General features: G+C 69.3%; 25 protein-coding genes. 5 read left to right on the top strand and 20 right to left on the bottom strand.

The features are described 5' to 3' along the window. Positions 1–56: 56 nt before the first annotated feature. The 18 genes from fliS to SPHME3_RS0106050 form a co-directional block, all read right to left on the bottom strand. Positions 57–455: a flagellar export chaperone FliS gene (gene fliS, locus SPHME3_RS0105965; protein ID WP_017980136.1), complete on the bottom strand. Its 399-nt coding sequence runs from the start codon at positions 453–455 to the stop codon at positions 57–59. Next, positions 455–1,957 (bottom strand): flagellar filament capping protein FliD, encoded by a 1,503-nt coding sequence (gene fliD / locus SPHME3_RS0105970; RefSeq protein WP_017980135.1) that lies wholly within the window; start codon positions 1,955–1,957, stop codon positions 455–457. Before fliD ends, fliS begins: the two co-directional genes overlap by 1 nt. Before the next feature lie 51 nt (positions 1,958–2,008). Next, entirely contained in the window at positions 2,009–3,148 is a 1,140-nt protein-coding gene (gene flhB, locus SPHME3_RS0105975) for a flagellar type III secretion system protein FlhB (RefSeq protein ID WP_017980134.1), read from the bottom strand. Then, positions 3,148–3,918, bottom strand: a complete 771-nt coding sequence (fliR, locus tag SPHME3_RS0105980) for a flagellar biosynthetic protein FliR (RefSeq protein ID WP_017980133.1) — start codon at positions 3,916–3,918, stop codon at positions 3,148–3,150. Before fliR ends, flhB begins: the two co-directional genes overlap by 1 nt. A 141-nt stretch (positions 3,919–4,059) precedes the next feature. Then, positions 4,060–4,329 (bottom strand): flagellar biosynthesis protein FliQ, encoded by a 270-nt coding sequence (gene fliQ / locus SPHME3_RS0105985; RefSeq protein WP_017980132.1) that lies wholly within the window; start codon positions 4,327–4,329, stop codon positions 4,060–4,062. Between the two features lie 110 nt (positions 4,330–4,439). After that, entirely contained in the window at positions 4,440–5,339 is a 900-nt protein-coding gene (gene fliP, locus SPHME3_RS0105990; RefSeq protein WP_017980131.1) for a flagellar type III secretion system pore protein FliP, read from the bottom strand. Further along, positions 5,336–5,590 (bottom strand): flagellar biosynthetic protein FliO, encoded by a 255-nt coding sequence (locus tag SPHME3_RS0105995; RefSeq protein ID WP_017980130.1) that lies wholly within the window; start codon positions 5,588–5,590, stop codon positions 5,336–5,338. The genes fliP and SPHME3_RS0105995 overlap by 4 nt, the downstream gene beginning before the upstream one ends. A 12-nt stretch (positions 5,591–5,602) precedes the next feature. Then, positions 5,603–5,893, bottom strand: a complete 291-nt coding sequence (gene fliN, locus SPHME3_RS0106000) for a flagellar motor switch protein FliN (RefSeq protein ID WP_017980129.1) — start codon at positions 5,891–5,893, stop codon at positions 5,603–5,605. Further along, positions 5,890–6,828: a flagellar motor switch protein FliM gene (locus tag SPHME3_RS0106005; protein ID WP_017980128.1), complete on the bottom strand. Its 939-nt coding sequence runs from the start codon at positions 6,826–6,828 to the stop codon at positions 5,890–5,892. Before SPHME3_RS0106005 ends, fliN begins: the two co-directional genes overlap by 4 nt. Before the next feature lie 3 nt (positions 6,829–6,831). Beyond that, complete coding sequence (locus SPHME3_RS0106010; protein ID WP_017980127.1) at positions 6,832–7,473, bottom strand: flagellar basal body-associated FliL family protein; 642 nt, start codon at positions 7,471–7,473, stop codon at positions 6,832–6,834. 25 nt (positions 7,474–7,498) lie between these two features. Beyond that, complete coding sequence (locus tag SPHME3_RS0106015; protein ID WP_063113171.1) at positions 7,499–10,468, bottom strand: flagellar hook-length control protein FliK; 2,970 nt, start codon at positions 10,466–10,468, stop codon at positions 7,499–7,501. A 37-nt stretch (positions 10,469–10,505) separates the two neighbouring features. After that, positions 10,506–10,937 carry a hypothetical protein gene (locus SPHME3_RS0106020; protein ID WP_017980126.1) on the bottom strand — a complete coding sequence of 144 codons (432 nt, stop codon included), beginning with the start codon at positions 10,935–10,937 and terminating at the stop codon, positions 10,506–10,508. Continuing rightward, on the bottom strand, positions 10,930–12,273 hold the full coding sequence (locus SPHME3_RS0106025; RefSeq protein ID WP_017980125.1) for a FliI/YscN family ATPase: 1,344 nt from the start codon (positions 12,271–12,273) through the stop codon (positions 10,930–10,932). The genes SPHME3_RS0106020 and SPHME3_RS0106025 overlap by 8 nt, the downstream gene beginning before the upstream one ends. Next, entirely contained in the window at positions 12,273–13,100 is an 828-nt protein-coding gene (locus SPHME3_RS0106030) for a FliH/SctL family protein (protein ID WP_017980124.1), read from the bottom strand. The genes SPHME3_RS0106025 and SPHME3_RS0106030 overlap by 1 nt, the downstream gene beginning before the upstream one ends. After that, entirely contained in the window at positions 13,093–14,109 is a 1,017-nt protein-coding gene (gene fliG, locus SPHME3_RS0106035; RefSeq protein WP_017980123.1) for a flagellar motor switch protein FliG, read from the bottom strand. The genes SPHME3_RS0106030 and fliG overlap by 8 nt, the downstream gene beginning before the upstream one ends. Next, on the bottom strand, positions 14,106–15,860 hold the full coding sequence (fliF, locus tag SPHME3_RS0106040) for a flagellar basal-body MS-ring/collar protein FliF (protein WP_018250612.1): 1,755 nt from the start codon (positions 15,858–15,860) through the stop codon (positions 14,106–14,108). Before fliF ends, fliG begins: the two co-directional genes overlap by 4 nt. Before the next feature lie 3 nt (positions 15,861–15,863). Continuing rightward, the gene (fliE, locus tag SPHME3_RS0106045) at positions 15,864–16,229 is read right to left on the bottom strand and encodes a flagellar hook-basal body complex protein FliE (RefSeq protein ID WP_017980121.1); all 366 of its coding nucleotides are present in this window, start codon (positions 16,227–16,229) and stop codon (positions 15,864–15,866) included. After that, positions 16,226–17,545, bottom strand: coding sequence for a sigma-54 interaction domain-containing protein (locus SPHME3_RS0106050; protein WP_024310346.1), 1,320 nt, complete (start codon positions 17,543–17,545; stop codon positions 16,226–16,228). The genes fliE and SPHME3_RS0106050 overlap by 4 nt, the downstream gene beginning before the upstream one ends. A 318-nt stretch (positions 17,546–17,863) precedes the next feature. Between SPHME3_RS0106050 and SPHME3_RS0106055 the strand changes: the two genes are divergently transcribed. The 3 genes from SPHME3_RS0106055 to SPHME3_RS0106065 all read left to right on the top strand — a co-directional run bounded on the left by SPHME3_RS0106055 (position 17,864) and on the right by SPHME3_RS0106065 (position 20,710). Continuing rightward, the gene (locus SPHME3_RS0106055) at positions 17,864–18,766 is read left to right on the top strand and encodes a flagellin N-terminal helical domain-containing protein (RefSeq protein ID WP_018250613.1); all 903 of its coding nucleotides are present in this window, start codon (positions 17,864–17,866) and stop codon (positions 18,764–18,766) included. Positions 18,767–18,895: 129 nt separating this feature from the next. Beyond that, complete coding sequence (locus tag SPHME3_RS0106060; RefSeq protein ID WP_017980118.1) at positions 18,896–19,762, top strand: flagellin N-terminal helical domain-containing protein; 867 nt, start codon at positions 18,896–18,898, stop codon at positions 19,760–19,762. A gap of 81 nt (positions 19,763–19,843) precedes the next feature. After that, positions 19,844–20,710, top strand: a complete 867-nt coding sequence (locus tag SPHME3_RS0106065; RefSeq protein WP_017980117.1) for a flagellin N-terminal helical domain-containing protein — start codon at positions 19,844–19,846, stop codon at positions 20,708–20,710. A 388-nt stretch (positions 20,711–21,098) separates the two neighbouring features. On the opposite strand, the gene SPHME3_RS0106070 is transcribed toward SPHME3_RS0106065, so the two are convergent. Further along, positions 21,099–21,986: an L-threonylcarbamoyladenylate synthase gene (locus SPHME3_RS0106070; RefSeq protein WP_017980116.1), complete on the bottom strand. Its 888-nt coding sequence runs from the start codon at positions 21,984–21,986 to the stop codon at positions 21,099–21,101. Between the two features lie 72 nt (positions 21,987–22,058). Here SPHME3_RS0106070 and SPHME3_RS0106075 point away from each other — a divergent pair, with 72 nt between their 5' ends. Together SPHME3_RS0106075 and SPHME3_RS0106080 are read left to right on the top strand one after the other, a co-directional pair. Beyond that, positions 22,059–23,777 carry an acyl-CoA dehydrogenase gene (locus SPHME3_RS0106075; protein WP_017980115.1) on the top strand — a complete coding sequence of 573 codons (1,719 nt, stop codon included), beginning with the start codon at positions 22,059–22,061 and terminating at the stop codon, positions 23,775–23,777. Between the two features lie 638 nt (positions 23,778–24,415). Continuing rightward, complete coding sequence (locus SPHME3_RS0106080; RefSeq protein ID WP_017980114.1) at positions 24,416–25,234, top strand: arylamine N-acetyltransferase family protein; 819 nt, start codon at positions 24,416–24,418, stop codon at positions 25,232–25,234. Here SPHME3_RS0106080 and SPHME3_RS0106085 read toward each other — a convergent pair. Then, complete coding sequence (locus SPHME3_RS0106085) at positions 25,231–25,554, bottom strand: excalibur calcium-binding domain-containing protein (RefSeq protein ID WP_017980113.1); 324 nt, start codon at positions 25,552–25,554, stop codon at positions 25,231–25,233. The two genes, SPHME3_RS0106080 and SPHME3_RS0106085, sit on opposite strands and share 4 nt — an antisense overlap.

Genomic DNA, 25,554 nt, shown 5'->3' on the forward strand with positions numbered 1-25,554 from the left:
CCTCCGTCACCGCCTTTGGCGGCGCCACCTCCCCCTGGCGGGGGAGGAATGAGGTTTTACGCCGCGCGCGCGGTGCGCCACGCCTCCGCGATCTCGGACAGGCTGCTCGCCGCATCGCGGAACGGCGCCGAATCGGAGCCGACCGACGCGTCCACCACCGTCCGGCGGATTCCGGCATAGAGCCGCGCCAGCGTGTTCGACACCTCGCCGCCGCGTTCGAAATCGAGGCCCGATTCCAGCGCGAACAGGATCGCGGTCGCGCGCGTCACGCGCTCGCTCTTGGTGCGCAGCTGGTTGTTGTCCATCGCCCAGGCCGCCGCGCGCAGCGCCGAGATGAGCTCTTCGTAGAGCAATTGGACGAGGCCCGGGCCCTGCGCCTCGGCCGTGCGGCCGACGACGTCGATCTGGCGATAGGTGGCATAGGGGTCGCCCGAAAGTGCGGTCGCGTAAGCCATCAGTTGCTCTTGTTCCAAGCCTTGATCTGGTTGTCGAGGAAGGTCTGCGTCGACTTGTACGCGCTGACCTTGCTGTTCATCGACGAGAATTGCTGCGTCAGCCGCTTGTTCATCGCATCCGACAACAGCGAGACCTGATCCTGTTGTTTCGCCAGATCGCTCTTCGCCTGCGTATAACGGGTCGCCGATGCGCCGAGGCCGTAGATGCTGCTCGACGTGGTCAGCGAGATGCTCGACAGCGTGCTGGAGAGGCCGAGCGCATTGCTCGACGTGCTGGCGAACATCGCCTCGACCTGATCGGGATTGGCGGCGAGCACGCGGTTCAGCGTCGTCGTGTCGACCTTCAGCGTGCCGTCGCGATTGGTCGCGACGCCCAGCTGCGCGAGCGTCGTCGGTGCGCCGCTGCCATCGTCCGACACCAGCCCCTTGGTCGTCAGCGCCTGGAGCGAGCGCATCAGCGTCGCGGCGGCGGTATCGCCCTTCAGGTCGCCGTTCGTCGGGTCGATCTCGCCCTTCACGCTGGCGAACACCTGGTTGTAGGTGTCGACGAAATCGCCGACCGCCTGCGCCAGTGCGCTGGTCGGCCGCACGCTGGTGAGCGACACCGCGCTGGTCGTCACCGCATTGAGCTGCAACGTCACGCCCGACACCAGGTCGCTGACCGTGTTGGATGCGCGCTGCACCTGCACGCCGTCGACGGTCAGCTTGGCATTCGCCGCGGTGCCGGTCAGCGTGCCGGTGTTCTTACCGATGTTGAACTGGTTGAGCTTGCTGTCCGCATCGTCCGCCTTCAGCGTGAAGGCCTGCGCGGCGCCGGTCGTGCCCTTCAGCGACAGCACCGACTTGCCGTCGACATCGGTGATGACGGTCGCGGTCACGCCCGCCTTCGCGCCGTTGATCGCGCTGGCGATACCGTCGAGGCTGCCGTTGGTGACGTCGATCGACACGGTCGGGGCGCTGCCCGCGGTGAAGTCGGTCATCTGCGTGCCGTCGCTGCTGTACGTCGCCGTGCCGAACGTCAGCGTCATCTTGCCGGTCGCGATCGTCGCGGTGCGATCGTCGATCTTCGCCGAGCGTGATCCTTGCGCGGTCGCGAGCGCCTGGATCGAGACGCTGGACGACAGCTGGCCCACCTTCGCCCCCGCGATCGCGGTCGCGCCGAGCGCGCTGGTGTTCGAGCTGACGGGCTGCGTCTGCAACGTGCCGCCGGAGCTCAGACTGGCGAGCGCGGTCGAGAAGTTGGAGATCGTGTTGCGCAGCGTGCTGGTCGCCGAGATTTGCGCGGTCAGCGTGTCGTTCTTGGCGGTCAGCGCGGCGGTCTTGGCAGCGAACTGCGCCTGCACCAGCGCCGGGACCAGCGTCGCGATGTCGATGCCCGAGCCTGCGTTGAGCGAGGTCAGCAGGCTCTGCGCCGCATTCTTGGTCAGGCTCGTCGTCGACGCGGGCGCCGGGGTTGGCGTCGGTGTCGGCGTCGATGTGCTGCTGCCTACGGTGCTGGCCACTGGTCTACTCCACGCGCTTCATCAGGATTAACGGCCGCCGCCGTGCAAAGGTTAAGGGGTTTTCGCCGAAATCTTGATGCCGTGTTCGTCGAACCGCGCGCTTTCGGGCACCTCGACCGGCGGCTGCGCGGTGCCGCCCGCCGCGGCGTTCAGGTTGAAGACGAAGGCGAGCACGGTGGCGATCGCGACGTACAGATCGTCGCGGACCTCCTGGTTCTCGCGCGTGGTGTAGTAGATGGCGCGGGCGAGCATCGGATATTCCAGGATCGGCACGCGCGCCTCGCCCGCCACTTCGCGGATCGCGAGCGCAGTCGCGCCGCGGCCCTTGGCGACGACCACAGGCACCTGGTCGCGCCCACGATCGTAGCGCAGTGCCACCGCGAAGTGCGTCGGGTTGGTGAGCACGACATGCGCCTCCGCCACCGCCTTGCGCACGCCGCCCTTCGCCATCGCGCGCTGCACGCTGCGCTGGTGGCCCTTGGCCTCGGGCGAGCCTTCGGTTTCCTTATGCTCGTCGCGGACCTCCTGCTTGGTCATCTTCAGCTTGGACAGCAGCTGGATGATCTGGATCGGCACGTCGAACAGCGCGATCGCGACGAGGCCGGCGGCCATGGCGATCATGATGCCGGTGAACGTGCCGCCCAGCGCCCCCACGGCCTCGCCCAGGCTGGACGACGACAGGCCCAAAGTCGTGCGGCTCGACTTCCACAGCATATAGCCGCCGATCACCGCGAGCAGCACGACCTTCAGCAGCGACTTGCCGAGTTCGATCCACCCCTGCGGCCCCAGGATGCGCTTCAGGCCCGACGCGGGGTTGATGCGCTCGCCCTTGAACGCGATCAGCTTGTTGTTCCACGTCAGTGAACCGAGGCCCGCCGAGCTGATGATCGTCGCGATCACGCTCACCGCGAACAACGTGATGAGCGAGGGCAGCAGCTTCCACCCCGCCTGTTGCAGCGGCCGCCACGGCGAGAAATCCTCAACGTCGGTGCGGTCGAACTGGAAGCTCGCGGTCATCACCGCCTTGCAGGCGGCGATCAGCGACGGGCCGGCGAAGATCAGCCAGGCGACGCCCGCCATGACGACGAGGGCGGTCGCGAAATCCTTGGACTTGAGGATATTGCCGTCTTCGGCGGCTTTTTCCTTGCGCCTTTGGGTTGGCGCTTCCGTCTTGTCGCCGCCTCCCGACATCAGCCGTTCACCAGCGTATCGGTGGCGGCGAGGCCTTCGCGGATGATGACCAGCATATAGTCGCCCATCGCCGGGAAGGCGACGGCGAGCGCGACGACGCCGACCGCAAGGCTGGCGGGCAGGCCGACCGAGAACAGGTTGAGCGATGGCGCGGCGCGGCTGACCATGCCGACGACGAGGTTGAGGCAGAGCAGCAGGAAGCCGACGGGGAGCGCCAGCAGCAGGCCGGCGAGGAACGCATAGCCGCCGAAGAAGGCGATGTCCTTCAGCCGATCGGTCGAAATCCAGCTGCCCGGCGGCATGGTCTCATAGCTCTTCACCAGCAGCTGCACGAGCACCAGGTGCCCGTCGACCGACAGAAACAGCAGCGTCAGCATGATCGTGAAGAACTGGCCGAGCGCCGGCGACGAGCGGCCGTTCTGCGGATCGATCGACGATGCGAAGCCGATGCCCATCGACCCGCCGATGATTTCGGAGGCGACCATCGGCGCGGCGAACGCGATCTGCAGGATGAACCCGATCGCGGCGCCGACCAAGGCTTCGGAAAAGACGGACAGGAACGTCGCGACCGCGAACACCTGTGCGGGCGGTGCGACGGGATGGACAGCGAGCACGAAGATGCCGACCGCGCCGGTCAGCCCGACGCGCACCGGCAGCGGAATCGCCACCGCGCCGAACACCGGCGCCAGAATGAACGCCGCCCCGACGCGCACCATCACGAAGATGAGCGCCCACAGCTTGGGTTCGATGGCGAGGCCGAATCCTAACATCTCAATCCCTCTCCCTGTGGGAGAGGGAGGGAGCGGCGGAGCCGCGGAAGGGTGAGGGTGAGAGGCGCGCGACGCCCTCACCCTTCCCACCCGGCTGCGCCGGGCGGGCCCCTTCCCTCTCCCGATGGGAGAGGGAGATCATTATTTCACCAGATCCGGGATGCGTTCGAACATGCCGACGGTGAAGTCGCTCAGCAGCCCCAGGATCAGGCTGCCGAAGATCATGATCGAAAACGCGACGACCAGCAGCTTGGGCACGAAGCTCAGCGTCTGTTCGTTGATCGACGTCGCGGCCTGGATCATGCCGAGGATGAGACCCGCGAGCAGCGCCGGGATCAGGATCGGCGCGCTGGCGAGGGCGAGCACCCACATCGTCTGGTTGGCGACGGTGAGGAAGTAATCGGCGTCCATCGTCTCGTGTCCTGTGGCGGTGGCCAAGCCCGCACCGTTCGGCCCGAGCCTGTCGAAGGCCCTGTGTCTCACCGTGCTTCGACAGGCTCAGCACGAACGGAAGTACGCGGTCAGGTCGCGAAGCTGTTGGCGAGGCTACCCATCGTCAGCGCCCAGCCATCGACCAGCACGAACAAGAGCAGTTTGAACGGCAGCGAGATGATCGTCGGCGACAGCATCGCCATGCCGAGCGCCATCAGCACCGTCGCGACCACCAGGTCGATGACGATGAAGGGCAGGAACATCAGGAAACCGATCTGGAATGCGGTCTTCAGCTCCGACGTGACGAACGCGGGCAGCAGGACAGCGAAGGGAATGTCCTTCGGGCTGGCATAGGGGCCCGACTTCGCCATGTCGGCGAACATCGTGACGTCCTTGATCCGCGTCTGCTTGACCATGAAGGCGTGCAGCGGCGCGCCGGCGCGCTCGATCATCTGCGTGCCGGCGAGCTGGCCGGCGGCATAGGGCTGGATCGCGTCGCGGTTCATCTGGCTGATCGTCGGTGCCATCACGAACAGCGACAGGAACAGGGCGAGGCCGATCAGTACCTGGTTCGGCGGCGTCTGTTGCAGGCCCAAGGCCTGACGCAGCACCGCGAGCACGATGACGATCCGGGTAAAGCTGGTCATCATCAGCAGGATGCCCGGCAGGATCGTCAGCAGGCCCATGATGATGAGGACCTGGAGCGACAGCGACAGCGGCGCCGATTGCGTGCCCCCCGATGCCGCACCCGAGCTCAGCTGGCCGAGCGCGCGGTCCACCGCATCGCCGACGCCCGGCGCGGGCGCCGTGGCGGGGGCGGCCGGCGCGGCCTGGGCGAAGGCCGGCACCGCGATCAGCAGCGCGAGCGCGATCGCCAGGATCGCCCAGATCCACTTGTGCGCGCTGCGGCCGCCGGCATTGGCGTCGCGGCGGCGCGAGGTCTTGAATAGCGCCGGGCCATGGCCCAGCCGGGTCACCGTCGGGCTCACTGGTCCACCTTGTCGATCAGGTTGACGCCGCCACGGCCGACCGAGACCAGCAGGCGCTTGCCCTCGAAATCGAGCACGGCCAGGCGCAGGCCCGGCGAGATCATCATCGTTTCCTTGACCGCGATCAGCCGGTTGGTCGGCTTGCCGGGCATGCGCGTCTCGATCCGGCGCCACAGGTACAGGCAGCCGATCATCAGGCCGCACACCAGCGGCAGCAGGACGACGAGCTTCAGGATATAGGACCACATCATGGCGTCGTGTCCTCAGGCGCGCTTGTCGGGCGAAACCAGCTCGGTCATGCGCACGCCGAAGCGGTCGCCCACCGTCACCACCTCGCCGCGGCCGATCAGCGTGCCGTTGACGAACACGTCGAGCAGTTCGTTCGCCTGGCGGTCGAGCTCGATGACGCTCGATTCGCCCAGCGCCAGCAGCTCGCGCAGCGTCAGCTGGGTCGATCCGATCTCGACGGTCAGCTTGACGTCGACATCCTGGAGCAGGCGGAAATTGGCGGCGACGCCACCCTCCACCGGAAAGCTGCCGGTCATGTCGTTCATGCGTCGAATCCTTCGTCGTCGATACGGTCGAGATGGGTGAGGCGGACGGCCGCATGGCCGTTCGAGGTGCCGACGGTCCCCATGCCCAGCCGGCCGCTGCCGACCATGACGGGCACTTCGGGGCCGAAGCTGATCGGGATGACGTCGCCGGGCTTCAGGTCCATCAGCAGCGACAGCGGCACGACGGGTTCGGCGAGGACCGAGCGGATCGGGAAGCGCACGCCCAGCGCCGCGCGCGTCAGCGAATTGCGCCACACCGGATTGGCGTCGGCCTTTTCCAGCACCTTGCCGGTCAGCGTCGGGGCATGCGGCTTCAGCGTCGTGACCGGATACAGCAGGTCGATGAACACCGGCTTCGCATCGCCCGCGGCGATGCCGAAACGGGTGACGATCATCGCATCCTCGCCGTCGATCGCCAGCATCGCGGCGTTGATCTCGACGCGGGTCGGCGTGAAGTCGATCTGCGCGAGCGGCTCCCAGGCGTTGCGCAGCGGCGCGGCGATCCACTGGCCCAGCCGCGTCACCATCGCCTCGCCCGCGGGCGAGAATTCCGCCGGCATCACCGCCGGCGCGGTGCCGGTGCCGCCGAAGAACAGATCGAGCAGCTCCAGCACGAACACGCCGTCCAGCACGCACAGGCCGTTCGTCGCATTGGGCGCCATCGTCATCGGCAGCCAGGCGGTCAGCCCCTCGGGCCGTTCCGACCGGTAATCCGCGAACCGCTGCACGACCAAAGGCTCGGCCCAGGTGCGCACCTCGCGCCGCAGCACCGGCTCGAACACGCCGCGCAAGGTGCGGGCATAGCGGGCCGACAGATGCTGCAGCGTGTGCAGGTCGCCGAACGGATTGAGCTTCGCCGCCCCCAGCACCGACGCATGCGCGGCGGTGGCGCGATCGCGCGTCCGTCGTTCGGTGGTTGCTGCGGCGTTAACCATGCCTCACTGAACAACGAAATTGGTAAAGTAGACGTTACTAACGCCGCCGAATCCCTCTTTTTGTGTCAGCGTATCGTTAATTGCCTTCGCCAGGCGCTTCTGCAGCTGCTCCTTGCCCTCGCTGCTGAACACCTGATCCTCGGGCGTGTCGCCCAGCGTCAGCAGCACCGCCGACCGCACGGCGATGTCGTTGGTCTTCAGATTCTCGATGACCGTGTCGTCGTAGGGGGTGGAGATGGCGAGGCCGATCTGCACGACATGGACGGAATTCTGCAGGTTCGAGGTGAAGCTCGGCTCCATCGTATAGTAATTCGAGGCATAGCGATCGCCCGGCCCGCCCGACGGCACGTGCTTGCCGCCGCCGCTGTCGTGGCTGCCGCCCGATTCGCCGCCGCCGCCATGGCCGCCCTCACCGCCTTCGCCTTCCGCCTTGGGGCGCTTCTGTTCGGATTTGGGGACCAGCTTGGGGCCATGGTCTTCCTCGGCCGCGGCATGGCCGCCGCCGATCAGGCCGCTGCTCGCGGCGAAGACGCCGGCACCGACGCCGCCGCCGACCAGCACCAGCAACACGACCACCATGACGATGATCTTCATCTTGCCGCCGCCCTTCTTTTTGGGTTCGGCCTCTTCGGGTTTGTCGCTCATCGCTCGGGTTCCTTAACGACTGGGATCAGGCGAGACGGCCGTCGTCGGCGGCGTCCTGCTCAGGGTTGGTGGTGCGCGCGGCCCGGTCGGGCTGGCGCGCGGTGGAGGTTTGCTGGCGGGGCTGCTGCTGGCCGCCTTGGGGCTGGCCCGATTGGGCCTGGCCAGCCGTCTGCTGCTGGTTGCCGGTGTTGCTTTGGGTCGACGGCGACTGGCTCTGGTTCTGGCCTTGGCCCTGCGACGACGACTGCGACGACGTGCCCGCCTGCTGCTGGCTGGCGGCGGCGGTGGCGGCCTCGACCGTCGTCTGGCCGATGCGAATCCCGCGGTCTTCGGCGATCGCGGACAGGCGGGCGCTGGCGCCCTCGATCAGCGCGCGCGTTTCGGCATTGTCGGATGCGAAGCGGACGTGCAGCGCGCCGCCGATCGTCTTCACCGACACGTCGAGAGCGCCGAGCGCGTCGGGGACCAGCCGGATGCGCGTGTCCTGCGCATTGGCGGCGTCGCGCAGCCGTTCGATCCGGTCGATCATCGTCGCCGGCCAGTCGTTCTGGCGCATGTCGAGCGGCGCCTGCGTCGGCGTGGCGGCGGTGCTGCGAACCTCGACGGCCTGCGCGGCGACCGGCGTCGGCGCGACCGGCTGCGCGTCGCGCTCCTCGCCAGCACTCGCGGCATGGATCGCGGCGCCGAACACCTCTGCCGCCGACGCGGTCGTGCCGGCCACCGGTTGCAGGCGCGGCAGCGATTGCGCGCTGAGCGCGACGGTCTGGCGCGGCGTACCGGCGACTTCGCGCGCGAACGTCTGGCGGGCGGGCGTGGGCTGTGCAGCGGGGGCAGGCTCGGCCGGTGCGTCGGCGACGATTGCGGCACCGGCGACGGGCACCGGCGCCGCTGCCGCGATGACCGGCGCGGCCTCGGCCGGCGCGGGTGCGGCGACCTGTGACGGCGCAGCGGCGGGGGCCGTCTCGCTGCGCGGCGGCGTGGCGGCGGGAAGGGGCGATGCCGTGACGGGCGTCGCAGCTGACTGCGGCACGGGGGACATCACGACGTCAGGGGCAGAGGTCGGCGCGGTGGCCACGTCAGCGGACGGGGCCTGACGCCCGCGGCCAGCGGCGGAGGGGCGGGGGCCAGTGGCGATGGGCGCCCGAGCTGTCGTGGCGGGCGCTGTAGCTACCGGCGCCAGTGCCGCTGGGGAGGGGGCTGGTGTGGTCGGCGGGGCGGCGGTCGTCGCGGCCGTCTGCGCGACCGATACGGTCAGCGTCTGAGTCGGCGCGGCAACCGCCACGGTGTCCGGCTGGACGGGCGCGTCGCGGCTCGGCGCCGGCTGGTCATCGGCGGTGGTGGTCGCCGTATCCCGCTGCGGCGTCGAGCTCGACGTCGCCGTGCGGTCCTGCACGACGCTTTCGTGCTGCGTCCGCGGCGCCGGCTGCGCGATGGCGGCATCCGGCGTTGCGGTGGGCGAGGGTGTCGCCACCATCGTATGCGTGTCGACGGCTGGACGCGTGGCCTGCCTGGCGCGCGGCGACGCTACGGGTGCGGGCGCCGCCTCAGGCTGCCGCGCCGCGGGCTGCTCGATCTCGGGCTGTTTGGTTTCGGGCTGGGGCGCGACGGGGATCGCGGGCGTCGCTGCGGCCGGCGTCGGATCGACGACCGGCGCAACGTTCGCGGGCACGACGACGGATGCGTCGGTCTGTGCCGCCGCGTCATCCACGTCTTGCTCGGTCGAATTGGTGTCGGCGGACGCCTTGGTGCCGGACGATGTGGTCGCGGCTGCCAAGGGGCGGGCGGGCGCCTCCGCGATACCCGCCTTGGCCTCGGCCGGCCGCCCGGCAAGTTTCGCCTTGGCACCCGCGGCGGTGTGCGAGATCGGCGTTGAGGCAGGCTGAGCCGGCTGCGGAACGGGTGCCGCGACGACCGGCGCGTCCGCCGCGCCGAGGTCGACCATCGGCGTCTCCGCCGGTGCCGGCTCCGGCAGGCGAATCGTCGGCGCCCCGGGCGTGGTCGCGGCAGGCGCGGGCATGTCCTCGATCGGCGCGGCGGGAATGGCCGGGGTCAGATCGGGCGCCAGCATCACGGACGGATCGACCGGACGCGACGGCTGCGCGGCGCGGGGCGTGACCGGCTGCGTCGTCGCGACGGGATTCGCCTTGGGCGTTTGCGCGGCAGCGACCGTGGGCGGCGCGATTGGCGCAGGCGTGGCCGCGGCTTCGGCGGCGTGCGTAGCGCGCACCGGCGCGTCCGATGGCGCGGCGACGGGGCTCGCTACATCGGCCGCGGCCTGTCCGGTATCGGCGGCATTCGGGGTGACAACCGGGGCCGCGGCGGTGACGGTCGGCGCAACCACCGCCTCGACCGGAACCGCACCGGCCGATGCCGGCACCGCGCCGGCCGATGCCGCCGCGACACCGACGTCGACGGAGGTGGTGACCGGCTCCGTCATTGTCGCTGCGGCAGGTGCGGCAACCGGCGCAGGCAACGTGCTCGCCATCGCCTTCGTCGACGTGCCGCTGCTCAGCGTCTGCACCTTGGTCGCAGGAGTGGCAGGGATCGCCGTCGCCATCGCAGCAGGCTTCGCAGCCACCGGCACGGCCGGCTTGGCGGCCAGCGCCGCCGGAATTTCGAGCGGTGCCGGCACCGCGATATTGACCGCGGGCAGCCACGCCAGCGCGGGATCGACCTCGGCCGTCGCAGGGGCCGTCGCAGGGGCCGCCGCAGGCGTCACCGCCGCCGTCACGGCCGGCAGCGGCATGCCAGGAGCGGCAACCGTTTGCCGCCCGGCCGGGGCGCTTGCCGCCGGGCCGGCTGGCGTCGCGGCTGCCGTCTTGGTCGCAAGGATAGGCAAGACTGCCGCGGCACCCCCCGGTGCCACGGCAGCCTCGTCCTCACCACCGCCGATCTGAAGCATCGACAACGCAAACAGATCACTGCCCGCCGACGACGCGCCCTTGCCCGGATGGCCGGGGGTGGGAGAGGCGACGGTAAGAGCAGTGTCGATCATGGTCATCATCTCATCGGACAGAGGTGTCCCGAGACAGTCAGCAAGGATCGTGCCGTTTTGCCTTCAGTGGCGACACGGGCGGCGTCTCTTCCAGCGCGCGCATCTCTTTGGCCAGGGCGGTGCGGCGTGCGCGCTCCAGCAGTTTCTCGATCGCGCTCTGGTCGCGCTTGGCGGACCGGGTCGCCTCGGCGGCGCGATTGACCATCAGTTCGGCGGTGTCGACACGCGCCTGCGCGGCGGCAGCGGACTGGTGCAGCCGTTCGCGGAAATGCGCCTGCGCCCCCATCGATGCGGCGGAAACGCGCGTGTCCGGCGCGGGCGCGACCGCATCGGCCAGCGCCCGGATCCGGTTGTGCAGGCTGGTTTCGCTGGCGTGCTTTTCGTGCGCGCGCATCTCGTCGGCGCGCACCAGCCCCAGTTGCAGCGTGCGCACCCGGTGGATGCGCGCGAGCTTCTTGGCGTCAGGCACCGAAGACGCCGGTCAGTTCGGCGATCGCCTCGTCCAGGCTGACCGTCTCGTTCGACGCCTGCTTGATATATTCCATCACCACCGGGTGCGCGGCGATGGCGTTGTCGATCGCCGGATCGGCGCCGGGGCGGTAGGCGCCCATCAGCACCAGGTCGCGGTTTTCCTCGTACGTCGCCAAGTGCCGGCGCAGCACGCGCGCGGCATGAACGTGATCGGGGTGCGCGATATCGGTCATCACGCGGCTGACCGACGGACCGATGTCGATCGCCGGATAGACGCCGCGCTCGGCGAGATGCCGGTTGAGCACGATATGCCCGTCGAGGATCGACCGCGCCGAATCGACGACCGGATCGTTGCCGTCGTCGCCATCGGCCAGCACGGTATAGATGGCGGTGATCGACCCGCCGCTGCGCACGTCGGTGCCGGCGCGCTCGATCAGATTGGGCAGCATCGCGATGGCGGACGGCGGATAACCGCGCGCGCTGGCGGGTTCGCCCAGCGCCAGCCCGATCTCGCGGCCCGCATGCGCGACGCGGGTCAGCGAATCCATGATGAGCAGCACCTTCTTGCCCTCATCGCGAAAGGCTTCGGCGATGGCGGTGGCGCGCAGTGCGCCACGGATGCGCAGCACGGGGCTGTGGTTGGCGGGCACCGCGACGACGACGGCGCGCTGGCGCGCCTCGCCCGCGACCTTGGTTTCGAGGAAGTCGGCGACTTCTCTGGATCGCTCGCCGATCAGCCCGATGACGATGACGTCGGCCTTGGCCGCCTTCACCATCATGCCGAGCAGCACCGACTTGCCGACGCCCGATCCCGCCATGATGCCGACGCGCTGGCCCTGACCGATCGTCAGCAACCCGTTGATCGCCCGCACGCCGACGTCCATCGGCTGGAGCACGCGGCCGCGGTCGAGCGGCGATTGCAGCTTGCCGGCGAGCGGCCATTTGCCTGCACCGCGGATCGGGCCTAGGCCGTCGATCGGCTTGCCCGATCCGTCGACCACGCGGCCCAGCATCGCCGCGCCGACCTCCGCCTCGCCCGGAGGGCCGATCGGGCGCACCGGCGCGCGCGGCAGCAAGGCGGCGGGACCGCCCAGGTTCATCAGCAGGGTGCGGCCGTTGCGAAAGCCGATGACTTCGGCCTCGACGCGCGCCGCGCCCGTGTCGTTGGCGCTGCCGCCGCCAATCTCGCAGATCGTGCCCACGGGCAGCGACAGGCCCACCGCTTCCATCAGCAGGCCGTCGTAGGAGGCGAGCCGGCCCGACACTTTGGCGGTGGGGCGGAAGTCGGCGACGCCCAGCGTCTCCAGATAATCGGTGGTAAAGCGGTTCAACATCACGCGTCCGGGTTGGTCACGACGGGCAGCGGCACGCGCTCGATCGCCTGCGCCAACTGGCTGAGCCACAGGTCGGGACCGTCCTCGACCAGGGTGGAGGCGCTTTCCAGCACGAAGCTACCGCGCGCCAGATGGGGATCGGCCGCCGCGAAGATCGACTTGGGCAGAGCATCGGCCAGCAGCGGCATGTCGTCGGGATTGAGGCGCAACAACGCGGATTCGCTGGCATCGGCCAGCAGCTCCGCCGCCGCTTCGATCCGTGCGTTCAGCATGTCCGCGCCGACGCCGCATTCGCCCACCAATTTGCTCACCAGCATCATCACCGTGGTGCGCAACTGGTGCGCGATCCGGTCACGGTCGAGCTGGTGGCCGTTGGCGAGCGCCGCGGCGAGCTGCGTCATCAGAGCCGCGTCGCGGTCGCCGCTTTCGCGCGCCGCAGCGGCGGCAGCGGCCAGACCCTCGGCATAACCGGCGGCATGCGCGGTTTCGACCGGATCGATGAAGGCCGTGGGTTCGGCCTCGGCGTCCAGCGGGTCCCACCCTTGCGTCGGCTTGTCCCCGTCGCGATCGGCGGGGCTGAAATGCTTCGGCCCGACCGGGCGCTCGTCCGCATCGTCAGCGGCCGCGCGCGCGCGCGAATAATCCGGTGCCTCGCCGCCCAGCTCGCGCTCCAGCGTCGCCCACATGTCGCGCGGGGTGAAGCCGGGCACCGGCGGCGCGAACGCCGCCTGCAACAGCTGCGCCGTGGTGTCGTGGCGCGAGGCGAAGCCGGCGACGAAATCGGTCGGCTGGAGCGGCACGGTGCCGCGCGCGAAGGCGTCAGACATAATCGTCGTCGCCCGCGCCCATCACGATCGTGCCGTCCTTGGCCAGGTTGCGCGCGATGGTGATCATCGCCTTCTGCGCCTCCAGCACCTCGGCCAGCTTCATCGGTCCGCGCGCCTCCATCTCGTCGCGGATGCCGTCGGCGGCGCGCGCCGACATGCAGCCCAGGAAGCGGTTGCGGCCGTTCTCGTCGGTGCCCTTCAGCGCGCGCGACAGGATGTCGCCGTCGACGTTGCGGATCAGCGTGCCCAGGTTCTTGTCGTCCATGTCGAGCAAATTGTCGAAGATGAACATCGCCTCTTCGATCGCCTTGGCGACTTCCTTGTCGATCTTGAACAGCTTGGGCATCACGCGCTGCTCGGTCGCCTTGCGCGCGCCCTGCAGGATCAGCGCCGCCTCGCGCGTGCCGCCCAGCGTCAGTCCGCCCGACGTGGTGCCGCCACCGTTGCGCCGGTTGGCGAGCACGGTCTTCAGCGTCTCGATCGCATCGGCGTTGATCGGCCCCAGCCGCGCGATGCGGTGCAGGATGTCGGGCTGCACGCCTTCGGGCAGCAGTTCCAGCACCTTGCCGCCGACCGCGGGTTGCAGATGGGCGATCATCACCGCGGCGATCTGCGGATGCTCCTTCTCGATCATCTGCGCGATTTCGGGCGCGTCGAGCCAGTTGAGCATCTCAAGCTCGCTCGACGTTTCGGCCGGGCCGATGCGCGCCAGGATGCTCTCCGCCTTTTCCTCGCCCAGCGCGCGCGTCATCAGCGCCTGCACCTTGGCGCGCGGGTCGAAGGTGATGCCGTTGCGCTCGCGCGCCTTGCCGGTGAAATCGTCGAGCACCATCTGCATCTCCTCCTCGGAGACGTCGGCGACGTTGAGCATCGCCGTGCCCAGCTCGCGCACCTCATCGGGATCGAGCTTCTGGAGCATGGCCGCGGCCTCTTCCTCGTCGACCAGCATCATCAGCACCGCGGCGCGTTCGACGCCGCTGAAGGTGCGCGGGGCGGGGGCTTCGCTCACTGCTCTTCAGCCTTCATCATGTCGCGCAGCGCCAGCGCGGCGCGGGCCGGATTGTCGCGGGTGAAGCCGCGCACCGCCATGATCCGTTCGTCCATGGTCTGCGGCTGTTCCAGCTGCTCGAGCGTCACCGGCTCGTGGACGGCGATGCCCAGCGGCGCGGTGCCGTCGGCGCCGATCCCGGCGGTGGCGCCCTCGGTGCCCTCGGCGCCGTCCGGCGCGTCGGTCTTGCCGGCGGCCTCCGCCTCGGCCTTCGTCTTGGCCAGCGTGTCCTCGCGCTTGCCCATCAGGCCCTTGGCGATCGGACGGACGCCGAGCAGCAGGACGAGCAGGGCGATCAGGATCGCGGTGCCGTTGCGCGCCGCCACCGGCACCCAGGCATTGTCGTACCAGGCGGGCGGGGCGACGTCGGTCGCGTCGGCGAACTTGCGGCTGATGACCGTCACCTGATCCTGCCGCGCGCCATCGAAGCCAACCGCGCTCTTCACCAGATCGGTGATCTGCTGGATCTCCATCGCGGTGCGGCGGCTCTTGTCGGGATCGCGCAGCAGTACGGCGACCGACAGGCGCTTGATCGACCCCGGCGTCGCCTTGGTCACCGACACCTCGCGGCCCAGGTCATAGGCGCGCTGGAAGCTGTCGCTCTGCTTGTTGGGGTTGGGGGCGGGGCCACCGGCGACCGGCGAGGGGTCGGGCGTCGGCGCCGCACCCGACGCACCGTTCGCGGCCTGCGGCTGCTGCAACTGGCTGGCGGGCGGCGGCGTGTTGCTCAGCGCACCAGGGATGCCGCCGGGCGTCGTCGGGCTGGGCGCCTGATTGCCGGTCCAATTGCCCGTCTCGGCGCGCAGCGCGCCCTGCTTGTCATAGCTTTCGCGCGTCGCCTGCGTCTGGTCGAGGTTGATGTCGGCCTGCACCTCGGTGGTGAAATTGCCGGCGCCGACCAGCGGGGTCAGCAGCTGGATCAGCTGCTGGCGTACCTTGTCCTCGGTCTTGCGCTGCATTTCCAGCCGCGCGTCGCCCTCGGCATCGACGCCGCTCGCGCCGCCGGGCTTGGACAGCAGCGCGCCCATCTGGTCGACGATCGTCACGTCCTCGGGCTTCATGCCGGGGACGGAGCTGGCGACGAGGTTGATGATCGACTGGACCTGCGCCTGGCTCAGCGCGCGGCCACCCTGCAGCTTGACCACCACCGATGCGGACGGCGACGCCTTGTCGCGCACGAACACGCTGGCTTCGGGCATGGCGAGGTGGACGCGCGCCTCGGCGACCGCGTCGATATCCTCGATCGATCGGGCAAGCTCGGTCTCGCGCGCTTGGCGCAGGCGTTCGCCCTCCACCGCGCGGCTGACGCCCATCGGCAGCTGGTCGAGGATCGCATAGCCGCCGGGCGCCTGCTTGGGCAGGCCCTGGCCCGCCAGCAGCATCCGCGCCTTGCTATACTGGTCCTCGTCGACGGTTAGGGCACCCGTGCCCTCGTCGATCCGGCTCTTGATGTTCGCCTGCGTCAGCGCGGCGGTGACCGCCTGCTTGTCGGCGTCGGTCAGCCCCTGGAACAGCGTCTTCTGCGTCGGCGTCGACAGCGTCATCCACGCCAGCGCGGCGGCGCCGATCAGCGCGACCAGCATCGCCATCGGCAGGCTGCGGCGCACCGCGGGCTGCGCCAGGACAGACTTGATCTGCAACAGCGGGTTGGCGAACTTCTCGGGCAGCGCGGGCGCGGCACCGGGCGTGGTGGTGGCGAGTGCAGTGGTCATCGATTACACCGGCATGCTCATGATGTCCTTGTAGGCGGACAGCAATTTGTTGCGGACCTGCAGCGTGGCCTCGAACCCTACCGAGGCTTCCTGGCGGGCGAGCATCACCTTGGCGATATCGACCGTCTCACCGCGTTCGTAGCTTTCCGACAGCGCGCTTGCCTTGTTCTGGCTCGCGTTCACGTCCTTCAGCGCGTCCTGCAGCGTATCGGCGAAGCTCGCGGGCTTCGTCGCGGCACTCTGCGTCGGGGCGGCGCCCTCGGCCGATCCGGCGCGGGCCAGCGCCTGGTTGCGTTCCAGGATCTGCGCGCGCAGCTGCATCACGCGGTCGACGCTCATCGCGCCACCGACACCACCGACGCCGCTCATGCCGAAGCCGCCCAGGCAGTGGCGGGCCGGGCGAGGTCGTCACCCTGTTCGCGCGCCTTGGCGAGGCGATAGCGCAGCGTGCGCTCGGAGATGCCCAGGCGCCGCGCGGTCTCGACGCGGCTGCCGCCGCACGCGGCCAGCATCTCGCGGATCGCCTGGAATTCGCTCATCTGCACCACATTGCCCAGGGTCGCCGGCTCGGCGGGCAGGGCAGGGGCGGCAGGCGCGACCGCGAACAGCGGCGTCACCGGGCTGGTTTCGCGGAAGGTGAAGCTGATCGGGCGGTCGAACACGATGTGGCTCGCCTCGATCGTGTCGCCGCCGGCGAACAGCAGCGCGCGCTGGATCACGTTCTCCAGCTCGCGCACGTTGCCCGGCCAGTCGTGGCGGATCAGCGTCTCGACCGCCTCGGCGGTCGGCCACGGCACCACCGCGCGGGTTCCGGCATGGCGCAGGATCATCGTCGCGGCGAGCGCCGGAATGTCCTGCGTGCGGTCGGCAAGCGGCTTGGTGCTGAGTGGGAAGACCGACAGGCGGTAGTAGAGATCGGCGCGGAAGCGGCCCGCGGCGACTTCGGCCTGCAGGTCGCGGTTGGCGCAGGCGACGACGCGTACGTCGATGGGCTGCGGCACGGAGGCGCCGATCGGCACCACCTCGCGCTCCTGCAGCACGCGCAGCAGCTTGGCCTGCAATTGCAGCGGCATCTCGGCGATCTCGTCGAGCAGGATCGTGCCGCCGTCGGCCGCGCGGAAGAAGCCTTCGCCGCCCGACGAGGCGCCGGTGAATGCGCCCTTCTGGTGGCCGAACAGCAGCGCCTCCAGCATGGTTTCGGGCAGCGCGGCGCAGTTGATCGCGACGAACGGCCCGTTCTTGCGGGGCGAATTGTTGTGGATGGCGCGCGCCAGCACTTCCTTGCCGGTGCCGGTCGGCCCGTTGATCAGCACGGTGATGTCCGCCTGCGCGACGCGTTCGGCCAGCGCCAGCAGCGCCAGGCTCTCGGGGTCCGCGGCAGTGGGCGTGTCGGGGCCGGCGACCAGCGCGCGGGCAAAGCCGTTGCCGACCGCGGCGTCTTCGGGACCGAAGGCGATGCGCGCCGGATTGCCGCCCTGCGAGGGCACGACGTGGCGCGGGCCGTCGCCGATGATGACCGTGCGCGCCGGGGCCGGCGGGGCCTCGCCCTCGGCGACCAGGAACAGGTCGGTGGCTGCGGGCTGGCCGGATTCGAACGATCCGATCCCGAAGCCCTGGGCGCGCAGGCCCGAAACGAGCGCATATTTGCGCTGCATCACTGCAGCGGAAGGAAAAATCGAACGCATGGTCATCCCCCAAGGATGAGCGTTGAAATGCGGCAAGACTGGTAAACGGGTCGTTAAAACGGTTGCCGCCCGGCAAAATATTTCCGGGCGCTCGTGCGCGCGCGCCGCGCCCGCCCCGCACCCGTGCCCGCGTACGCCGCACGTGCCTGCATGCAGGCGCGTGCTTTCTCCTGCCGCGCAATCCGGGTTCCCGGCCATCGCCGATGGCCCGCGATTTTTTTTGCTTAAAGCCCGTTTCGACCGGCCGTTACCCACCATGACGGCTCGGCCTTCCTCGCCAACGAGGCAGCGACAGGCCGCAGACCAATGGAGGTTCTCATGGCTGTTATCGGTACTAACGTTGCTTCGATCCGCGCCGCCAATGCGTCGACGGCCGCCAACCAGGCGCTGCAGACGTCGATGGAGCGCCTGTCGACCGGGCAGCGCATCAATTCGGCGAAGGACGATGCCGCCGGCATGGCGATCTCGGACACGATGACCGCGCAGATCCGCGGCATGAACCAGGGCATCCGCAACGCCAACGACGGCATCGCGATGGCGCAGACCGCCGAAGGCGCGCTGGGCGAAGTCGCCAACATGCTGCAGCGCGTTCGCGAACTGACCGTGCAGGCGACCAGCGGCACCTACAGCTCGTCGGACAAGACGAACATGCAGGCCGAAGTCTCGGCGCTGAAGACGCAGATCACCTCGACGCTCGCCAACACGCAGTTCAACGGCAACAAGCTGTTCGACGCAACGGCCGGCACCGTCAACACGACCGGCACCGCGCCGGCCCCCGTCGTCGCCGTGTCGAGCACGTTCAAGATCCAGGCGGGCGCCAACGCCGCCGACGCGGTCAGCCTGACGTTCAACAAGCTGACCAACAACGCTTCGCTGACCGCCGTGATCGGCGATGCCACCGCTCCGGCGCCGGCGCCGGTCCCCGGCATCGACCTGACGACCGCCGACAACTCGGCGCTCGCCACCGTCGACACCGCGCTCAAGACGGTCAGCACCTATCGCGCCGGCCTGGGTGCCGCGCAGAACCAGCTCCAGTCGGCGGTGAACAACCTCACCACCAACGCGACCAATCTTACCGCGGCGAAGAGCCAGATCACGGACGCCGACTTCTCGGCCGAAACGACCGCCCTCGCCAAGGCGCAGATCCTGAGCCAGGCCTCCACCGCGATGCTCAGCCAGGCCAACCAGAGCCAGCAGGGCGTGCTCAAGCTGCTCCAGTAATGTCCTCCCTGACGGCCGGATAAATTCCGCAAGTTCGGACCGCGTCCGGCCGTATCCCAACATGGTAGCTCAGCCTTTCGCCCAGGGGGGGCGGCGGTGAGGTGCCAATAACCAACCAAGGAATTCCACATGGCTGTTATCGGCACCAACGTCGCCTCGCTCCGCGCGGCTAATGCTTCCACCTCCGCCAACGCGATGCTGCAAACGTCCATGCAGCGCCTGTCGACCGGGCAGCGCATCAACTCGGCGAAGGACGACGCCGCCGGCATGGCGATCTCGGACACGATGACCGCGCAGATCCGCGGCATGAACCAGGGCATCCGCAACGCCAACGACGGCATCGCGATGGCGCAGACCGCCGAAGGCGCGCTGGGCGAAGTGTCCAACATGCTCCAGCGTGTCCGCGAACTGACCGTGCAGGCGACCAGCGGCACCTACAGCTCGTCCGACAAGACGAACATGCAGGCCGAAGTCACCGCGCTCAGCGCGCAGATCACCTCGACGCTCGCCAACACGCAGTTCAACGGCAACAAGCTGTTCGACGCATCGGCCGGCACCGTGACCGCGGCAACCGCCGCACCGGCCCCGGTGGCGCCCGCCTACAGCACGATCAAGATCCAGGCGGGTGCGAACTCGGCGGATGCGATCAACCTGAAGCTCAACAAGCTGACCGACGACACGACGATCACCAACGCGACGTCGCTCGACCTCACCAGCGCAACCAACACCGCGCTCGCCACGGTCGACTCGGCACTGAAGACGGTCAGCACCTACCGCGCCGGCCTGGGTGCCGCGCAGAACCAGCTCCAGTCGGCGGTGAACAACCTCACCACCAACTCCACCAATCTTACCTCGGCGAAGAGCCAGATCACGGACGCCGATTTCTCGGCCGAAACGACTGCCCTCGCCAAGGCGCAGATCCTGAGCCAGGCATCCACCGCGATGCTGTCCCAGGCCAATCAGAGCCAGCAGGGCGTGCTCAAGCTGCTCCAGTAAGGTTCCGCTACCCGCGCAGCTCCGTCACCTTCGCGGTGACGGAGAGGCTCCTTCCTAACCCCCCTTACAGAAGGAACGATCATGACCGTCATCGGCACAAACGTGGCATCGCTGCGCGCCGCCAATGCCTCCACCAACGCGAATGCCGCGTTGTCCACCGCGATGCAGCGCCTGTCGACCGGGCAGCGCATCAACTCGGCGAAGGACGACGCTGCCGGCCTCGCGATTTCCGATACGATGACGGCCCAGATCCGGGGCATGAACCAGGGCATCCGCAACGCCAACGACGGCATCGCGATGGCGCAGACCGCGGAAGGCGCGTTGGGTGAAGTCTCCAACATGCTGCAGCGTGTCCGCGAACTGACCGTGCAGGCGACCAGCGGCACCTACAGCACGTCGGACAAGGCCAACATGCAGGCCGAAGTCTCCGCCCTGTCGACGCAGATCACCTCGACGCTCGCCAACACGCAGTTCAACGGCAACAAGCTGTTCGACGCGTCGGCCGGCACGGTCACCGCCGCCACCGCGGCGCCGGCACCGGTGGCGCCCGCCTACAGCACCTTCAAGATCCAGGCGGGTGCGAATGCGGCCGACTCGGTGAACGTCAAGTTCAACAAGCTGACCGACGACACGACGATCACCAACGCGACGTCGATCGACCTCACCACCGCGACCAACACCGCGCTTGCCACGGTGGACTCGGCGCTGAAGACGGTCAGCACCTATCGCGCCGGCCTTGGCGCCGCGCAGAACCAGCTGCAGTCGGCGGTGAACAACCTCACCACCAACTCCACCAACCTGACCGCGGCGAAGAGCCAGATCACGGACGCGGATTTCTCGTCCGAGACGACCAACCTCGCCAAGGCGCAGATCCTCAGCCAGGCCTCGACCGCGATGCTCGCGCAGGCGAACCAGAGCCAGCAGGGCGTGATGAAGCTGCTCCAGTAACGGCAGCCGACGACTTTCAGTAACCGCGTACTTCGGCGCGGGCACCGCCCCCCCCAAGGGTGCCGGCGCCGGACCGAGCTCGTCCCCCAAGGTCGAGCAAGCCAGAGCCCCGGTGGTCGCCAGCGACCGCCGGGGTTTTCGGCGTGATGCCGCACGCAACGCCCGCCGCTCGTTCTCCGTCTTCCGGCGACCATCGTGTCGTTCGGCATGTGTGGCGCGCAACGCCCACCCCACCCACACCGTCACCCCGGACTTGTTCCGGGGTCCACTCTGCGGCGAGGGGGATGGCCAGAGCCTCCAGCCGCGCCCCCGCGGCCCGGTGGACCCCGGAACCAGTCCGGGGTGACGCGGCGTGCGGGGCGGCCGGACCGCCCCCAACCGGGCGCCGTTACCGATGCGCCGCGCGCGTCAGCCGGTCGTTGATCGCCTCGCCCAGCCCCTCGTGCGGGATCGGCGCGATCGCGATCCCCGGGGCGTCGCTCGCATCGGCCCGGTGCAGCGCATCGAACAGCCGCGCCGCCGCCTCTATCAGGTCGCCCGACGCCGACAGCGTGTCGTCCCCTATTATAGAGTCATAGCCGATCAGCCATTCGCCCGCGCGCCGCTCGGTCGCCTCCAGCCGCAGCGGCTTGACGGGGGCATAATGCGTCGCGAGCTGACCCGGCGCGGTGATCGCCGCGCCCTCGGCACGTCGCGTCACGGGGAAGGGCAGGTCCGCCGCCGCGATCGGCCCCGGCCGCAGGATCGTCCTCCCGGCGACAATCGTCGATTCCACCCCCGCCGCGCACGCGCCGTCGTCGATGATCAGCGGCACCCGCGGTCCCAGGCTCTTCGCCACATGCTCCGCCCGCGTCGGGCTCAGCCCGTTGCTCGCGTTGGCTGAGGGCGCGGCGAGTGGCGCCCCGCCGGCGGCGAGCAACGCCTGCATCGCGCGATGCCGCGGCACGCGCAGCGCGATCGTCTCCAGCCCCGCCGTCACCAGCGCGGCGATCCCGGCGTCGGCCCGCAGCGGCAGCACCAGCGTCAGCGGCCCGGGCCAGAAGCGCGCCGCCAGCGCCCGCGCGTCCGCATCGAACACGGCAAGCTGCTCCGCCGCCGCTAGATCGGGCACATGCACGATCAGCGGATTGAAGCTCGGCCGCCCCTTCGCCGCATAGATGCCCGCCACGGCCGTGGCATTCCGCGCGTCGGCGGCGAGGCCATAGACCGTTTCGGTCGGCACCGCGACGCATTCGCCGCGGGCGATTCGCGCGGCCGCCTCGTCGATCGCGGCCATGCCGTAGGGTAAGATTCGCGGGTTTGGATCGGCCATTTTCCGACGCTATATCGTGCTGATCCTTGGGAGAGAATGATGTCCTTTACCGCCGCCGTCGCCGACCAGCGTTTCGTGCTGGAGCATGTCGTGAAGATCGACGAACTGGCGAACACGGATCGCTTTGCCGCCGCCAGCGCCGACGTGGTCGATGCCGTGCTGGAGGGCGTCGCGACCTTCGCCGCGGGCGAATGGGCGCCGCTCAACCGCGAAGGCGACACCGTCGGCGCGACATGGACCCCCGACGGCGTCCATATGCCGGCCAATTTCATCAAGGCGTATAAGGATTACGTCGAGGGCGGCTGGGGCACGATCGGCGTGCCGGAGGATTTCGGCGGCCAGGGCCTGCCCTTCGCGATCCAGACCGCGGTGCTCGATACGTTGGGCAGCGCCAACATGGGCTTCGCGCTCTGCCCGACGCTCACCGTCGGCGCGATCGAGGCGCTGATCCACCACGGCACGCCCGACCAGCAGGCGCAATATCTGCCCCACCTCGCCACCGGCGCCTGGACGGGCACGATGAACCTCACCGAACCGCAGGCGGGCAGCGACGTCGGCGCGCTGCGCTCGACCGCCAAGCCGCTGGGTGACGGCAAATGGTCGATCAAGGGCACGAAAATCTACATTTCGTTCGGCGACCACGACATGGCGGACAATATCGTCCACCTCGTCCTCGCCCGCACCCCCGATGCGCCCGCCGGCACGCGCGGCATCAGCCTGTTCCTCGTCCCCAAATATCGCCTCAACGCGGACGGCACGCCCGGCGACTTCAACGACGTGCGCGTCGTGTCGATCGAGCACAAGATGGGCCTGCACGCCTCGCCGACCTGCGTGCTGTCGTTCGGCGACCATGACGATTGCATCGGCGAGCTGATCGGCCCCGAACATGGCGGCATGCGCGCGATGTTCACGATGATGAACAACGCCCGCCTCAACGTCGGCCTGCAGGGCGTGCAGGTGGCCGAAGGCGCGACGCAAAAGGCGGTCGCCTATGCCCTCGAACGCGTCCAGTCCGCCCGCGCCGGCTCGCCCGACAAGAACCCGGTGCGCATCGTCGAACACCCCGACGTCCGCCGCATGCTGCTACGCATGAAGGCGCAGACCCAGGCGGCGCGCGCGCTCGTCTATTATGCCGCGGGGCAGGTCGACCGCGCCGCCCTCGGCGATGCCGCGGCGAAGAACCGGCTGGAGGTGGTGACGCCGCTCGCCAAGGCGCACGGCACCGATATCGGCAACGAAGTCGCCAGCCTCGGCGTCCAGGTGCATGGCGGCATGGGCTATGTCGAGGAAACCGGCGCCGCGCAGTATTTCCGCGATGCGCGCATTACGCCGATCTACGAAGGCACCAACGGCATCCAGGCCGCCGACCTCGTCGGCCGCAAGCTCGGTTTGGAAAACGGCGCCGCCTTCGCCGCGCTCGTCGCCGACATGCGCGCCGAGGCACAGCACCCGGATCTCGTCGCGCTGATCGACGCGGTCGACCAGATCGCCCACCGCCTCGCCACCGCAGACGCCGACGACAAGCTCGCCGCCAGTTACCCCTTCCTGACGATGACCTCGGTCGCGACCTGCGGCTGGCTGCTGGAACGCGAAGCCCGCCATGCGACGGGCGACGAAACCTTCGCCCAGATGAAGCGCGCCAGCGTCGCCTTCTATCTCGACCAGATCGTCCCCGAAGCGCTCGGCCTCAAGGCGGCCGCGACGGCGAAGGCGGATGTCCTGTACGCCATCCCCGCCGAAGCCTTCGCGGCCTAAAAATCCTCCCCCGCCAGGGGGAGGTGGCACCGGCAAAGCCGGTGACGGAGGGGGCGGTCAGCGGCGCACCTAATAACAGGACGCCCGCGACCTCCCCCTCCACCATTCGGCTGACGCCGAACGGTCCCCCTCCCCCTGGCGGGGGAGGAATAAGCGCCGCCCCACCCACACCGCCACCCCGCATTCGTTCCGGGGTCCACGCCTCCATGGGGGGGCAGGAGTCTCCAGACCGGCGCGCTCGCCCGGCATGACGCCGGACCGAGCGTCACCGAAGCCGTCACAGCGCCTAAATCCTCCCCCGCCAGGGGGAGGGGGACCGTTCGGCGCAAGCCGAATGGTGGAGGGGGCGGTAAGCGATGCGCTTCATAACGGAGGATGCCGCCGACCTCCCCCTCCGTCACCGCTTCGCGGCGCCACCTCCCCCTGGCGGGGAGGACCGGCCATCGCCCCGCCCACACCGTCACCCCGGACTCGTTCCGGGGTCCACCTTGCCGCGGGGGAGCACCCGGAGCCTCCGTCTCCACCCCCAGCCGCCCGGCGGCCTCCGGGAACGCGTCGGCAGTGACGAGGGCAGGAAAGGCGGCACCACCCACCACCCAACCCTTGCCAACCGCAGCATTCGTCCCGAAAGCGCAGGCATGTTCGATCTCGACGCCTATCTCGCCCGCATCGGCCTGCCGGCCCGCGTGACCCCCGACGCCGAAGGCCTCGGCCGCCTGCAGCGCGAACACCGCCTGGCGATCCCGTTCGAAAACCTCGACGTCCGCCTCGGGCGCGGGATCGCGATCGACAGCGCCAGCGTGTTCGCCAAGCTCGTCACCGCCAAGCGCGGCGGCTATTGCTTCGAACACAATCGCCTGTTCCTTGACGCGCTCGCCGCTCTGGGCTTCGACGCGCGCCCGTTGCTCGCCCGCGTCTGGCTGGGCGCAACCGAAACCCCGCCGCTGACCCACACGTTCAGCCTCGTGACGATCGACGGCGCGGACTGGATCGCCGACGCGGGCTTCGGCGGCAGCTATGCGCCGGTCATGGCGCTGGTCGACGGCTGGGAAGTCGACGCCCCCGACGGCGCGCGCTTCCGTCTGACGCGCGACGCCGCACACGGCTGGATGCTGCTGCGCAAGGGCGCTGCCGGCTCCACCGACGGCCGCGGCACGGGCGAGGGCTGGCAGCCGCAATACAGCTTCTACGAAACCGCCGTCGCCGATGCCGATCTCGTGCTGTCCAACCATTGGACGTCGACCGCGCCCAGCAGCCGCTTCACGCAGATGACGATCGCCAGCATCGTCCTGCCCCATGGCTTTGCCGGCCTCACCGATCGCCGCTACCACCGCCGCGCGGGCGACAACGACACCGAAAGCGAGATCACCGATCCGCGCGTGTACCGCATGCGCATGTCGCTGATGTTCGGCATCGATCTGACCGCGGACGAGGTGGCGGCGCTGGGGCTGTTCTAACGTCGGCCGGAGCGCCGCCAACCCCTGCCGCCCGAAAAGCCGCCGTGGCCGACCGTCACTTCGCAGGCGACGCCGTCGCCATCGCCGTCCATCTCGGGGCGATAGCCGGGTTGGTCGCGAAACAGTGGCGCCTTGCCGGCCGCCCGCACCGCGTCGCATCCGGGATAATAGACGACCGCGCTTTCAGCAGCAGGCGATAGGGGAAGGAGCGCATGCAGGTCGGCGGCTGCGCTCGTCCCGGGCGGCGTGGCCGCCAGCCAGACACCGCCGAACGTCAGCGCCGACAGGCTGGCCGTCAATGCGAGAAACCGGCGATCCAT

This window comes from Sphingomonas melonis DAPP-PG 224 (genome assembly GCF_000379045.1).
In the GTDB taxonomy this organism is placed as follows: Bacteria; Pseudomonadota; Alphaproteobacteria; order Sphingomonadales; family Sphingomonadaceae; genus Sphingomonas; species Sphingomonas aquatilis.

What these genes read in the sequence shown, in the direction of transcription:
- SPHME3_RS0106010 (WP_017980127.1), bottom strand. Translation starts at nt 7,473, where the DNA reads ATGAGCGACAAACCCGAAGAGGCCGAACCCAAAAAGAAGGGCGGCGGC.
- fliQ (WP_017980132.1), bottom strand. Translation starts at nt 4,329, where the DNA reads ATGGACGCCGATTACTTCCTCACCGTCGCCAACCAGACGATGTGGGTG.
- SPHME3_RS0106065 (WP_017980117.1), top strand. Translation starts at nt 19,844, where the DNA reads ATGACCGTCATCGGCACAAACGTGGCATCGCTGCGCGCCGCCAATGCC.
- SPHME3_RS0106075 (WP_017980115.1), top strand. Translation starts at nt 22,059, where the DNA reads ATGATGTCCTTTACCGCCGCCGTCGCCGACCAGCGTTTCGTGCTGGAG.
- fliE (WP_017980121.1), bottom strand. Translation starts at nt 16,229, where the DNA reads ATGAGCGGCGTCGGTGGTGTCGGTGGCGCGATGAGCGTCGACCGCGTG.
- SPHME3_RS0106030 (WP_017980124.1), bottom strand. Translation starts at nt 13,100, where the DNA reads ATGTCTGACGCCTTCGCGCGCGGCACCGTGCCGCTCCAGCCGACCGAT.
- SPHME3_RS0106070 (WP_017980116.1), bottom strand. Translation starts at nt 21,986, where the DNA reads ATGGCCGCGATCGACGAGGCGGCCGCGCGAATCGCCCGCGGCGAATGC.
- SPHME3_RS0106015 (WP_063113171.1), bottom strand. Translation starts at nt 10,468, where the DNA reads ATGATCGACACTGCTCTTACCGTCGCCTCTCCCACCCCCGGCCATCCG.
- SPHME3_RS0106055 (WP_018250613.1), top strand. Translation starts at nt 17,864, where the DNA reads ATGGCTGTTATCGGTACTAACGTTGCTTCGATCCGCGCCGCCAATGCG.
- fliR (WP_017980133.1), bottom strand. Translation starts at nt 3,918, where the DNA reads ATGTTAGGATTCGGCCTCGCCATCGAACCCAAGCTGTGGGCGCTCATC.
- SPHME3_RS0106050 (WP_024310346.1), bottom strand. Translation starts at nt 17,545, where the DNA reads ATGCGTTCGATTTTTCCTTCCGCTGCAGTGATGCAGCGCAAATATGCG.
- fliN (WP_017980129.1), bottom strand. Translation starts at nt 5,893, where the DNA reads ATGAACGACATGACCGGCAGCTTTCCGGTGGAGGGTGGCGTCGCCGCC.
- SPHME3_RS0106085 (WP_017980113.1), bottom strand. Translation starts at nt 25,554, where the DNA reads ATGGATCGCCGGTTTCTCGCATTGACGGCCAGCCTGTCGGCGCTGACG.
- SPHME3_RS0105995 (WP_017980130.1), bottom strand. Translation starts at nt 5,590, where the DNA reads ATGATGTGGTCCTATATCCTGAAGCTCGTCGTCCTGCTGCCGCTGGTG.
- flhB (WP_017980134.1), bottom strand. Translation starts at nt 3,148, where the DNA reads ATGTCGGGAGGCGGCGACAAGACGGAAGCGCCAACCCAAAGGCGCAAG.
- SPHME3_RS0106060 (WP_017980118.1), top strand. Translation starts at nt 18,896, where the DNA reads ATGGCTGTTATCGGCACCAACGTCGCCTCGCTCCGCGCGGCTAATGCT.
- fliF (WP_018250612.1), bottom strand. Translation starts at nt 15,860, where the DNA reads ATGACCACTGCACTCGCCACCACCACGCCCGGTGCCGCGCCCGCGCTG.
- fliS (WP_017980136.1), bottom strand. Translation starts at nt 455, where the DNA reads ATGGCTTACGCGACCGCACTTTCGGGCGACCCCTATGCCACCTATCGC.
- SPHME3_RS0106005 (WP_017980128.1), bottom strand. Translation starts at nt 6,828, where the DNA reads ATGGTTAACGCCGCAGCAACCACCGAACGACGGACGCGCGATCGCGCC.
- SPHME3_RS0106080 (WP_017980114.1), top strand. Translation starts at nt 24,416, where the DNA reads ATGTTCGATCTCGACGCCTATCTCGCCCGCATCGGCCTGCCGGCCCGC.
- SPHME3_RS0106025 (WP_017980125.1), bottom strand. Translation starts at nt 12,273, where the DNA reads ATGTTGAACCGCTTTACCACCGATTATCTGGAGACGCTGGGCGTCGCC.